Below are 10,563 nucleotides of genomic sequence, written 5' to 3'. Positions count from 1 at the left end.
CTCACAGGATCAGATCACGCAGGTCATCCGGCAGCGCGCCGGGTTGTTTGATGGCAGCCAGATCCGCTTCCGCCAGGGCATTCCAGGCATCCTCGTTCCACAGCTGAAACTTGTTCAGTTGCCCGACCAGCATGGCGTGCTTGTCCAGGCCGGCATGGGTGCGCAGGCGCGGCGGCACGAGAAAACGACCGTTGCCGTCCAGCTCGATATCCACTGCATTGCCGATCAGCAGGCGCTGCAGGCGGCGCGTCTCTTCGCGCAACGACGGCAGCTCACGCAGCTTGGCCTCGATCAGCTCCCACTCGGACAACGGATAGATACACAGGCAGGGGTCTACCGCATCAATGGTCACGATGAGCTGGCCAGCACAACGCGCAAGCAGCTCATCACGATACCGACTCGGCATCGCGAGGCGCCCTTTGGCGTCGAGACTGATGGCGTTAGCTCCGCGGAACAAGGCTGCGCTTCCCCTTATTAACTAGCTATCCGTGCCCATAAAAACCACTTCAACCCACTTTATGCCACTTCGGCACACTATAGGAACGCAGCAACCCCACCGTCAAGGCACGGCAAAGCGGAAAAATCCTTATGTGACGGCGATTTAGCGCCGCCCCAGGGGGAATGAAGGGGCTTTTTGACGGAGCCAGAACAGGCAAAAACGAACCAGCACAAAGCACTGAACTTCGAACTTAAAGTACTTTGTTAAGAGTAAGATTTTTTAGGCATTAAAAAGGCGGGAAAAACAGCACTGCAGAAGTAACAGCAGCGAGAAAGGAAGGTGGAGAGTCGGCCTGTAAGCCGGGTTCTGTCGAGGACAGCCATTCCTCTACGCACTACATCACTGCAGCGCTTTAGCAACCTACCCGGTTCCAGCGCGGGCCACGCCAATGGAACCCTATTTGGTCTTGCTCCGAGTGGGGTTTACCTAGCCACGGACTGTTGCCAGCCGTGCGGTGCGCTCTTACCGCACCTTTTCACCCTTACCGGCGCTTGCGCGCTTAGGCGGTTATTTTCTGTGGCACTTTCCGTAGGCTCACGCCTCCCAGGCATTACCTGGCACTCCGCCCTATGGAGCCCGGACTTTCCTCCCCCTGCCAGATGGCAGGCAGCGACTGTCCAGCCGACTCTCCGCCGGCAAGGGTAACGGCAGCCGCCACAGGCGGCAAGCGCAAAGCGCAACAACCAGCGTCGCCGTGCCGCCTCAACGCTAAGACTGACGAGCCAGCGCTGCCTGGTACAACAGGTTCTTGCGCACCCCGGTAATCTCCGCCGCCAGTGCTGCGGCACGCTTGAGCGGCAAGTCGGCCAACAACAGGTCAAGCACGCGCAGCGCCTCACCACTCAGCGCCTCCTCGCCCTCGGGCGCCTGCCAGCCCGCCACCAACACCACACACTCACCGCGCTGCTGGTTGCTATCAGCCGCCACCCAGGCGCACAACTCATCCAGCGGCAGCCCCTTGAGGGTTTCAAAAGTCTTGCTCAACTCACGCCCAAGCACCGCCTGACGCTGCCCGCCAAAGGCCTCGCACATGTCCTGCAGGGACTCCAGCAGACGATGCGGTGCCTCGTAGAAGATCAAGGTGCGGGACTCCTCCGCCACGCCCTGCAGGCGCGCCTGGCGCGCTGCCGCCTTGGCCGGCAGGAAACCCTCGAAGATGAAACGATCCGAGGGCAGGCCAGCGGCAGAGAGCGCTGCGACCAGGGCACAGGCTCCCGGCACAGGCGACACACGAACCCCCGCCGCCCGTGCGGCACGCACCAGATGGAAGCCTGGATCGGAAATCAGCGGTGTACCGGCATCGGAAATCAGTGCCACATCCTCACCCGCCAGCAAACGCTCGACAAAGCGCCCCCCCTGTTCGCGCTCATTGTGCTCATGACAGGCGGCCAGCGGCGTCGTGATGCCGAAGTGCTGCAGCAGCCGCGACGAGTGACGGGTATCCTCCGCGGCAATCAACGCCACCTCGCGCAACACCCGCAGGGCACGCGCGCTGATGTCTTCCAGATTGCCGATCGGCGTAGCCACCACATACAGGGTACCGACAGCAGATGAACTCAAAGGGGCGGACGACACGGCAGACTCCGGGACATTGAACAGGCGCACGATTGTAACGGCTTTCCCGCCACAGGTTCGCACCCATGGCGCCCCTTCGGTACAATCGCCGATTCGTTGACCCGAGTACCAGGATAGACTCCATGACCTTGCGCCCCCTGCTCGCCTTCAGCCTTGCCGCCCTGCTTTGCGCCTGCGCAAGCGACGGCCGCGCCCCGCTTGGCGAACTGCCCCGCACCCCCAAGGCCAGCATTGAGCAACTGCTCAGCGAAGCCAGCAGCAGCCAAGGTGAACAGGCGGCGCTACTGCGCCTCTCCGCCGCCGAGCAGGCGTTGCGCCTGGGCCACTGGCAGCAGACCGCAGACATCCTGCAACAGGTGCCGCTGGACTCGCTCAAGCCGGCCCAGCAAATCTATGCCAGCACCCTGAGCGCTGAGCTGGACCTGGCCCGCGAACGCCCAAAAAGCGCGCTCAAGGCCTTCGCCCATCCCAGCTTCGAGCGCCTCGCCGAACTGCCACTGGAGCAGCAACTGCGCAGCCAGAGCGTACGCGCCCAGGCCCTGGAAGCCGATAAACAACTGCTCGCGGCAGCCCGTGAGCGCGTGTTCATTGCCCCCCTGCTCGCCGACCAGCAACAGGCGGCCAACCATGCCCATATCTGGAAGCTGCTCAGCCAGCTTTCCCGCCAGGAACTGCACAGCGAGGGCGACAGCGAGTTCGACGCTTGGCGACAACTGGCACTGATCAGCAAGCAGAATGCCACGCCACAACAGCAAAGCGCGCAGATCGACGCCTGGCTGGCAGCCCACCCGCAGCACCCGGCGGCACAAGACCTGCCCCAGGCACTGCGCGACATCCAGCAACTGGCTCGCCAGCCCTTGCAGAAAATTGCCCTGCTGCTGCCCCAGGACGGCCCGCTGGCCTCGGTGGCACGCGCCCTGCGTGACGGCTTCCTGGCCGCGCACTACCAGGCCCTGGCCAGCAACCCACAGCTACCCAGCGTGCAACTGTATGACAGCAACAGCATCAGCTCGCTGGACGCTTTCTACCAGCAAGCCAGCCAGGACGGTATCCAGCTGGTCGTCGGCCCGCTGGAAAAACCGCTGGTCAAGCAACTCAGCGAACGCGAGCAACTGCCCCTGCCCACCCTCGCCCTCAACTACAGCGACAGCACGCGCACACCGCCGGCCCAGCTCTTCCAGTTTGGCCTGGCTGCCGAGGACGAGGCGCGCGCAGCCGCGCAACGCGCCTGGGATGACGGCATGCGCCGCGCCGTAGCGCTGGTGCCGAGCGGCGAATGGGGCCGCCGCGTGCTGGCCGCCTTCCAGGGCAGCTGGCAAGCACAAGGCGGGGAGCTGCTTGGCGTGCAATACATCGATCAACCCGTCGAGCTGGCACGACAGATTGCCGAGCTGCTGCAGCTGCGCCAAAGCGAAGCACGCGCGCAGCGCCTGGAGGCCGCCGTGGGCAGCAGCATCGATGCACAGCCGGCGCGTCGCCACGATATCGACTTCATCTTCCTTGCCGCCACGCCGCAGCAAGCGCAACAGATCAAGCCAACGCTGGCCTTCCAGTACGCCGGCGACATCCCGGTCTACGCCACATCGCACCTTTACAGCGGCACGCAGAACAGCACGCAACTGCTCGACATGGACGGCATTCGCTTCTGCGAAACCCCCTGGCTGCTGTTTGCCGACAACAGCCTGCAGCAACAGACCAGCGGTCAATGGCCGCAAGCCTCGGGCAGTCTGGGCCGCCTGTACGCCATGGGCGCCGATGCCTATCAGCTGACCCCGCGCCTGCAACAACTGCAAAGCCTACCGGGAATGAGCCTGGACGGCCTGTCCGGTCGCCTGAGCCTGGCTCCCGGACAACGCGTACAGCGCCAACTGCCCTGGGCCGAGATCCGCGACGGCCAGGTCGTGCCGCTGCCAGGCAACGATTATTGAGCCGCCAGCACAGCGGCCAGCTCGCCGAGCAACGCGCCTGTCAGTTCCTGCAACGCCAGGGACTGCGCTTGCTCGAGCGGAACTGGCGCTGCCGCCTGGGGGAACTGGACCTGATCATGCGCGACGACGACCATCTGGTGTTCGTCGAGGTACGCTATCGTAGCCATGCCGCCTGGGGCGGCGCGGCGGCCAGCGTCGATGCGCGCAAACAGGCACGACTGATTCGTGCCGCCGAGCAGTTTCTCCAGCAACACCCAGCCCTCGCACGCCTGGCCTGCCGCTTCGATGTCGTCGCCCTGGACGGCGAGCAACCGCCAGACTGGCTGCAGGGAGCATTTACCGGCTGAATCGGGTCTATCAAGCAATTCTGCTCGACCGATAACCTCCGGTCGGGTAAAAAACCACGCCATGGCGCCCGCTCACCGCGCAGGCAATAGTTCACCGGCGCAAGCCGCGCACTCGAAGGTCTCAACGATGGATATGCAATCCCGAATCCGCCAGATGTTCCAGGCCAGCATCGACACCAAGCAGCAGGCCATGGACGTGCTGATCCCCGTGATCGAACAAGGCAGCCAGGTCATGGTCAACGCCCTGCTCAACGAGGGCAAGATCCTCTCCTGCGGCAATGGCGGCTCGGCCGGCGATGCCCAGCACTTCTCCTCGGAACTGCTCAACCGCTTCGAACGCGAACGCCCCAGCCTGCCGGCGATGGCATTGACCACCGACAGCTCGACCATCACCTCGATCGCCAACGACTACAGCTACAACGAGGTGTTTTCCAAGCAGATCCGCGCCCTCGGCCAGCCCGGCGACGTGCTGCTGGCCATTTCCACCAGCGGCAATTCGGCGAATGTCATCCAGGCCATCCAGGCCGCACATGACCGCGAAATGACCGTTGTGGCGCTCACCGGCCGTGATGGCGGCGGCATGGCCTCGCTGCTGCTGCCGGAAGATGTGGAGATCCGCGTGCCAGCCAAGGTCACCGCACGTATCCAGGAAGTCCATCTGCTGGCCATCCACTGCCTGTGCGACCTGATCGACAACCAACTGTTCGGGAGTGAAGAATGACTCGCAAAGCCCTGCTTCTGCTCTGTCTCAGTACCTGCCTGGCCATCGCTGGCTGCAGCAACCGCAGCATCGGCAAGTCCATCGATGACAAGCTGCTGCCGGGACGCATCAGCAGCAAGATCAACCAGGCCAGCGCTGACCTGAAGAGCAACTCGAACGTGGTGGTGGTCAGTTATAACGGGGTAATTCTGCTGGCCGGGCAAACGCCGCGCGCCGACCTCAAGGAACTGGCCGAACGAGTGACCAAGTCAGAGCCCGGAGTGCGCCGGGTACACAACGAATTGCAGCTCATGCCGCCCAGCGCGGTAAGCGGCCTGGCACGCGTCAATGACGCGACCATCACCAGTTCGATCAAGACGCGCCTGACCGCCGACAGCAAGGTGCCGGCACGCAATATCAAGGTGGTTACGGAAAACGGCGTAGTCTTCCTCATGGGCCTGGTCAGTCGTCAGGAAGCCAACCTGGCCACGCGCATCGTGCAGGATGTCTCCGGGGTACAGAAGATCGTCCGCCTGTTCGAATACACCAACTGACAGGCCATTCGGTACAGTCTCGGCCGTACCCGTAAGGTACGGCCGCCCCCTTACTTGACGACCTTCAGGCTGGGCCGACCGCCGGGCTTGGGCGGTTCATCCTGAGGCGTCGCACCTTCCTCTTCAGCCAGAACAGCTTCTGCTTCCGGGGCTTCCAGCTCGAAGACCATGCCTTGCCCGTTTTCTCGGGCATAGATCGCCAGCACGGCCGCGCAAGGCACGTATAAACGGTGCGCCACACCTCCGAAGCGCCCTTCGAAACTGACCGCCTGGTTGTCCATTTCCAGGTAGCGCACCGCCGACGGCGAAACATTCAAAACGATCTGTCCATCGCTGGCAAAACCGGGCGGCACGCGCACCTGCGGATAATCGCTATTGACCAGCAGATGCGGCGTGCATTGGTTATCCACGATCCATTCGTAGAGTGCACGCAACAGGTAGGGACGACTGGAGTTCATGCAGGCTCCTCAGCGCATATCGCGTTCGGCCGCCGACAGGCTGGCCTGGAACGCCGGTCGGGCAAAACCACGCTCCATATAATCAAGCAGGGGTTTGGCCGCACGGGGCAGTTCAATACCCAGCTGTGGCAGGCGCCAGAGAATGGGCAACAGGCAGCAATCTACCAGACTCATGTCCTCGCTCAAGAAGAAAGGCTTGTCGGCAAACAGTGGTGACACACCAATCAGGCTCTCGCGCAACTCCTTGCGCGCCTGCACCCGTACGGCATCCTTTTGCCGGGGATCAAGGATCTGGTCGACCTGTCGGCACCAGTCGCGCTGGATACGATGCACCAGAAGGCGGCTGTTAGCCCGCGCCACCGGATAAACCGGCAACAACGGCGGATGCGGATAGCGCTCGTCCAGGTACTCCATCACCACACTGGTCTCGTAAAGCGCCAGGTCGCGATCGGCCAGGGTAGGCAGGCTTCCGTAAGGATTGAGCTCGCTGAGTTGCGCCGGGCATTGTCCGGCCTGCACCTCGATCAGTTCGGCCTGCACGGATTTCTCGGCAAGTACCAGACGTACCCGATGGCTGTAATGGCTCAGCGGATCGGAAAACAGCGTCAGCTTGTTGATGGCGGCCATGCGGTGAGGCTCCTCCTCGCGGTTCAACTTTTTGGGAGGCAGAAAGACGCGCGCGCCCCGTAGGGCGCGCGCTGCGAACGGCCAGACAGTGCTTAGTGCACGTCTTTCCAGTACTCGCGTTTCAGCAGGTAGGCGAACACGAAGAAGAACGCCAGGAACAACAGTACGTAGGTACCGATGCGCTGGCTCTCCAGCTTGACCGGGTTGGCCGAGTAGGCCAGGAAGGTCACCAGGTTCTTCACCTTCTCGTCGAACTGCTCGGGTGTCAGCTCGCCACTGTTCGGCACAATGGTCAGCTGGTCACAGGCTTCGTGAGTGATCGGCGCACCGGTCAGCGGGTCGAACTGCTTCTTGCCGCCCTCCACTACCTGTACCTGCTTGCAACCTACTACCTGACGGCCTTGCAGACCAGCCAGTACGTTGGGCATGCCGACATTCGGGAAGACCTTGTTATTGACGCCGTAGGGACGGGTCGGGTCTTCATAGAAGGCACGCAGGTAAGTGTACAGCCAGTCGTTGCCACGTACGCGAGCCACCAGGGTCAGGTCGGGCGGCGCCGCACCGAACCACAGCTTGCCGTCTTTCTCGCGCATGCTGCTCTTCATGTGGTCGCCGATCTTGGCGCCAGTGAATACCAGGTTGGCCTTCATCAGTTCTTCGCTGATGCCCAGGTCACGCGCGACACGCTCGTAACGCTGGTACTTGGCGCCATGGCAGCCCATGCAGTAGTTGGCGAAGGTACGCGCGCCGTCCTGCATGGCGGCCTTGTCGCGCAGGTCGATATCCACTTTATCCAGCGGAACTTCCAGAGCAGCGGCAGAGGCAAAAGCCGGCAGGAGCGCAAAAATAAGTGCTGCAAATTGCTTTTTCATTAGCCAGTCACCCTTTCCGGAACCGGTTTAGTCTTCTCCATCCGGGTGTAGAACGGCATCAGGATGAAGTAGGCGAAGTACAGTACGGTGCAGATACGCGCCAGCAGCGTGCGACCATCGGTCGGCGCCAGCACACCCAGCACACCGAGGATCACGAAGGACACGCAGAACACCAGCAGCCACAGTTTGCTCATCCAGCCTTTGTAGCGCATGGACTTGACCGGGCTACGGTCCAGCCAGGGCAGCACGAACAGCACGGCAATCGCTGCACCCATGGCAATCACACCCAGCAGCTTGTCCGGCACGGCGCGCAGGATGGCGTAGAAGGGCGTGAAGTACCACACCGGGGCAATGTGCGCAGGCGTCTTGAACGGGTTGGCCGCTTCGAAGTTCGGTTTCTCCAGGAAGTAACCGCCCATTTCCGGGAAGAAGAACACCACGGCACAGAACACGAAGAGGAACACTACGACGCCAACGATATCCTTGACGGTGTAGTAGGGGTGGAAGGGGATGCCATCCAGCGGCACGCCATTCTCGTCCTTCAGCTTCTTGATCTCGATGCCATCGGGGTTGTTCGAACCCACTTCGTGCAGCGCCAGGATGTGCATAACCACCAGGCCAAGCAGGACGATCGGTAGGGCAATCACGTGCAGGGCAAAGAAGCGGTTCAGGGTAATCCCGGAGATCAGGTAGTCACCACGGATCCACTCGGTCAGGTCAGCACCAATCACCGGGATGGCACCGAACAGCGAGATGATCACCTGGGCGCCCCAGTAGGACATCTGGCCCCAGGGCAGCAGGTAGCCCATGAAAGCCTCGGCCATCAGGGCAAGGTAGATCAGCATGCCGAAGATCCACACCAGCTCGCGCGGCTTCTGATAAGAGCCGTAGAGCAGACCGCGGAACATGTGCAGATAGACCACCACGAAGAACGCGGAAGCCCCGGTGGAGTGCAGGTAGCGGATGATCCAGCCGTACTCCACATCGCGCATGATGTACTCGACGGAAGCGAAGGCTTCCTCGGCCGACGGGGTGAAGCTCATGGTCAGCCAGATACCGGTAAGGATCTGGTTGACCAGCACCAGCAGGGCCAGCGAACCGAAGAAATAGAAGAAGTTGAAGTTCTTCGGTGCGTAGTACTTGGACAGATGGTCTTCCCACATCTTGGTGGCGGGGAAGCGGGCGTCAACCCATTCCATGAACTTGCTCATCATGCCTTCTCCTGATCCACGCCGATGATGATGACGTCATCAGACTCGTAGCTGTACGGCGGAACCGGCAGGTTCAGCGGCGCCGGCTGGGCCTTGTAAACACGGCCCGCCAGATCGTACTTGGAGCCGTGGCAGGGGCAGAAATAGCCACCCTTCCAGTCTGGCCCCAGATCGGCCGGAGCGACTTCCGGACGGAACGACGGCGCGCAACCCAGATGGGTACACAGGCCGACGACCACCAGCAGCTCAGGCTTGATCGAACGGTGCTTCGGATCGACATAGCTCGGCTGTTCCGAGGCTTGCGATTGCGGATCCGCGACCTGCCCCTCGACAGCCTCCAGCGCAGCCAGAATCTCTGCGTTGCGGTTGAGGACGAACACCGGCTGACCACGCCACTCAGCAACGATTTGCTGACCCGGCTCGATCTTGCTGACATTCACCTTGACCGGGGCACCCGCAGCCTTGGCCTTCGCACTGGGGAACCATGACCCCACGAACGGGACCGCAGCGCCCGCCGCTCCTGCCGCACCTACCACAGAGGTAGCTGCCACAAGGAAGCGACGCCGGCCTGCATTCACGCCGTCATTGCTCATTAAGTCGTCTCCCATCAGCTGTATGGCCTGTGGTTCAGGCCTTTAGTATGAAAACGGTGGTGCGCTAAAAATTCGCCAGATGGTAAAGAAAAGCCCCAATTCTGACAAGGTAACAAGCTGTCACAGGGGCAGGAAAACCCCGGTAGTTCAGGCCTTTGCCGGGACCATCTCGCCACTTCATTGATCTGGCTCAAGCCCGCCGCACTCAACCGACCAACGCGACACCAGTAACGCTCCGGCATAAAAAAACGCCCACTTGCCAGTGGCAAATGGGCGTTCTTGGTGAAACGCCGAAATTAGCGCTTCGAGTACTGCGGACGCTTACGCGCCTTACGCAGACCGACTTTCTTACGCTCGACTTCGCGGGCATCGCGAGTCACGTAGCCGGCCTTACGCAGCGGGCTGCGCAGACCTTCGTCATAGGCGATCAGCGCGCGGCTGATACCATGACGGATAGCGCCAGCCTGGCCACTTACACCACCACCAAGCACGGTGATGTACAGGTCAAACTTCTCCAGGGTCTCGGTCAGCTCGAGCGGCTGACGCACGACCATGCGCGCGGTCTCACGACCGAAGAAGTTTTCCAGAGTGCGGTTGTTGATGGAAATCTTGCCAGTACCCGGACGCAGGAATACGCGTGCGGTAGCAGTCTTACGACGGCCAGTGCCGTAGTTTTGAGTCGCCGACATAATCAACTATCCCGTTAAATCTTGAGTTCTTGGGGCTGCTGTGCGGTGTGCGGGTGAGCGGCACCCTTGTACACCTTCAGCTTGCGATACATGTCGCGGCCCAGCGGGTTCTTCGGCAGCATACCCTTGACCGCGATCTCGATGACGCGCTCAGGAGCCTTGGCGATCAGCTTCTCGAAGCTGATTTCCTTGATGCCACCCGGGAAACCGGAGTGCGAGTAGTACATCTTGTCGCTGGTCTTGGCGCCGGTCACACGCACCTGCTCAGCATTGATGACCACGATGTAATCACCGGTATCAACGTGCGGAGTGTATTCAGGCTTGTGCTTACCGCGCAGGCGGCTGGCGATCTCGGTAGCCAGACGACCCAGGGTCTGGCCGGCAGCGTCGACGACGTACCAGTCGCGCTTAACAGTTTCCGGTTTTGCAGTAAAAGTCTTCATTCGCTATAGCCTCAGGGGCCGCCCTGAAAATAAGACGGCGGATCTTACTGAATAGTACTTGCTTTGA

The 10,563-nt window shown here is 61.6% G+C and carries 13 protein-coding genes and 1 other RNA gene; 4 read left to right on the top strand and 10 right to left on the bottom strand.

Annotated features, from left to right (window positions below):
* Nucleotide 1: 1 nt before the first annotated feature.
* The 3 genes from mraZ to rsmI all read right to left on the bottom strand — a co-directional run bounded on the left by mraZ (nt 2) and on the right by rsmI (nt 2,059).
* The gene (gene mraZ, locus CFY91_RS08425; protein WP_093985910.1) at nt 2-457 is read right to left on the bottom strand and encodes a division/cell wall cluster transcriptional repressor MraZ; all 456 of its coding nucleotides are present in this window, start codon (nt 455-457) and stop codon (nt 2-4) included.
* Nucleotides 458-778: 321 nt separating this feature from the next.
* Nucleotides 779-1,128: RNase P RNA component class A (rnpB, locus tag CFY91_RS08420), an RNA gene on the bottom strand.
* Between the two features lie 79 nt (nt 1,129-1,207).
* Entirely contained in the window at nt 1,208-2,059 is an 852-nt protein-coding gene (rsmI, locus tag CFY91_RS08415) for a 16S rRNA (cytidine(1402)-2'-O)-methyltransferase (protein ID WP_371870503.1), read from the bottom strand.
* Between the two features lie 137 nt (nt 2,060-2,196).
* Here rsmI and CFY91_RS08410 point away from each other — a divergent pair, with 137 nt between their 5' ends.
* From CFY91_RS08410 to CFY91_RS08395, 4 genes are all read left to right on the top strand, one after another.
* On the top strand, nt 2,197-4,002 hold the full coding sequence (locus CFY91_RS08410; RefSeq protein WP_093985909.1) for a penicillin-binding protein activator: 1,806 nt from the start codon (nt 2,197-2,199) through the stop codon (nt 4,000-4,002).
* Nucleotides 3,999-4,349 (top strand): YraN family protein, encoded by a 351-nt coding sequence (locus CFY91_RS08405; RefSeq protein WP_093985908.1) that lies wholly within the window; start codon nt 3,999-4,001, stop codon nt 4,347-4,349. Before CFY91_RS08410 ends, CFY91_RS08405 begins: the two co-directional genes overlap by 4 nt.
* Before the next feature lie 127 nt (nt 4,350-4,476).
* Nucleotides 4,477-5,070: a phosphoheptose isomerase gene (locus tag CFY91_RS08400; protein ID WP_093985907.1), complete on the top strand. Its 594-nt coding sequence runs from the start codon at nt 4,477-4,479 to the stop codon at nt 5,068-5,070.
* Entirely contained in the window at nt 5,067-5,603 is a 537-nt protein-coding gene (locus CFY91_RS08395; protein ID WP_093985906.1) for a BON domain-containing protein, read from the top strand. Before CFY91_RS08400 ends, CFY91_RS08395 begins: the two co-directional genes overlap by 4 nt.
* A gap of 50 nt (nt 5,604-5,653) precedes the next feature.
* Here the strand turns inward: CFY91_RS08395 and CFY91_RS08390 are convergent, their stop codons facing one another.
* From CFY91_RS08390 to rplM, 7 genes are all read right to left on the bottom strand, one after another.
* Nucleotides 5,654-6,061: a ClpXP protease specificity-enhancing factor gene (locus CFY91_RS08390; RefSeq protein WP_093985905.1), complete on the bottom strand. Its 408-nt coding sequence runs from the start codon at nt 6,059-6,061 to the stop codon at nt 5,654-5,656.
* Nucleotides 6,062-6,070: 9 nt separating this feature from the next.
* Nucleotides 6,071-6,688, bottom strand: a complete 618-nt coding sequence (locus tag CFY91_RS08385) for a glutathione S-transferase N-terminal domain-containing protein (protein WP_093985904.1) — start codon at nt 6,686-6,688, stop codon at nt 6,071-6,073.
* A 92-nt stretch (nt 6,689-6,780) separates the two neighbouring features.
* Nucleotides 6,781-7,560: a cytochrome c1 gene (locus CFY91_RS08380; RefSeq protein ID WP_093985903.1), complete on the bottom strand. Its 780-nt coding sequence runs from the start codon at nt 7,558-7,560 to the stop codon at nt 6,781-6,783.
* Entirely contained in the window at nt 7,560-8,771 is a 1,212-nt protein-coding gene (locus CFY91_RS08375) for a cytochrome b (RefSeq protein WP_093985902.1), read from the bottom strand. Before CFY91_RS08375 ends, CFY91_RS08380 begins: the two co-directional genes overlap by 1 nt.
* A complete protein-coding gene (gene petA, locus CFY91_RS08370) occupies nt 8,771-9,364 on the bottom strand; it encodes a ubiquinol-cytochrome c reductase iron-sulfur subunit (RefSeq protein WP_093985901.1) in 594 nt (197 codons plus the stop codon). The genes CFY91_RS08375 and petA overlap by 1 nt, the downstream gene beginning before the upstream one ends.
* A 296-nt stretch (nt 9,365-9,660) precedes the next feature.
* Nucleotides 9,661-10,053: a 30S ribosomal protein S9 gene (rpsI, locus tag CFY91_RS08365; RefSeq protein ID WP_093985900.1), complete on the bottom strand. Its 393-nt coding sequence runs from the start codon at nt 10,051-10,053 to the stop codon at nt 9,661-9,663.
* Between the two features lie 14 nt (nt 10,054-10,067).
* Nucleotides 10,068-10,496, bottom strand: coding sequence for a 50S ribosomal protein L13 (gene rplM, locus CFY91_RS08360; RefSeq protein WP_093985899.1), 429 nt, complete (start codon nt 10,494-10,496; stop codon nt 10,068-10,070).
* Between the last annotated feature and the right edge of the window lie 67 nt (nt 10,497-10,563).

The sequence above is a fragment of the Pseudomonas fluvialis genome (genome assembly GCF_002234375.1).
GTDB classification, from domain to species: domain Bacteria; phylum Pseudomonadota; class Gammaproteobacteria; order Pseudomonadales; family Pseudomonadaceae; genus Aquipseudomonas; species Aquipseudomonas fluvialis.
The sequence above is the reverse complement of the archived record's forward strand: the minus strand, read 5'-3'. Positions and strand labels throughout refer to the sequence as shown.

What these genes read in the sequence shown, in the direction of transcription:
- CFY91_RS08390 (WP_093985905.1), bottom strand. Translation starts at nt 6,061, where the DNA reads ATGAACTCCAGTCGTCCCTACCTGTTGCGTGCACTCTACGAATGGATC.
- CFY91_RS08410 (WP_093985909.1), top strand. Translation starts at nt 2,197, where the DNA reads ATGACCTTGCGCCCCCTGCTCGCCTTCAGCCTTGCCGCCCTGCTTTGC.
- petA (WP_093985901.1), bottom strand. Translation starts at nt 9,364, where the DNA reads ATGAGCAATGACGGCGTGAATGCAGGCCGGCGTCGCTTCCTTGTGGCA.
- CFY91_RS08395 (WP_093985906.1), top strand. Translation starts at nt 5,067, where the DNA reads ATGACTCGCAAAGCCCTGCTTCTGCTCTGTCTCAGTACCTGCCTGGCC.
- CFY91_RS08400 (WP_093985907.1), top strand. Translation starts at nt 4,477, where the DNA reads ATGGATATGCAATCCCGAATCCGCCAGATGTTCCAGGCCAGCATCGAC.
- CFY91_RS08380 (WP_093985903.1), bottom strand. Translation starts at nt 7,560, where the DNA reads ATGAAAAAGCAATTTGCAGCACTTATTTTTGCGCTCCTGCCGGCTTTT.
- rpsI (WP_093985900.1), bottom strand. Translation starts at nt 10,053, where the DNA reads ATGTCGGCGACTCAAAACTACGGCACTGGCCGTCGTAAGACTGCTACC.
- CFY91_RS08375 (WP_093985902.1), bottom strand. Translation starts at nt 8,771, where the DNA reads ATGAGCAAGTTCATGGAATGGGTTGACGCCCGCTTCCCCGCCACCAAG.
- rplM (WP_093985899.1), bottom strand. Translation starts at nt 10,496, where the DNA reads ATGAAGACTTTTACTGCAAAACCGGAAACTGTTAAGCGCGACTGGTAC.
- CFY91_RS08385 (WP_093985904.1), bottom strand. Translation starts at nt 6,688, where the DNA reads ATGGCCGCCATCAACAAGCTGACGCTGTTTTCCGATCCGCTGAGCCAT.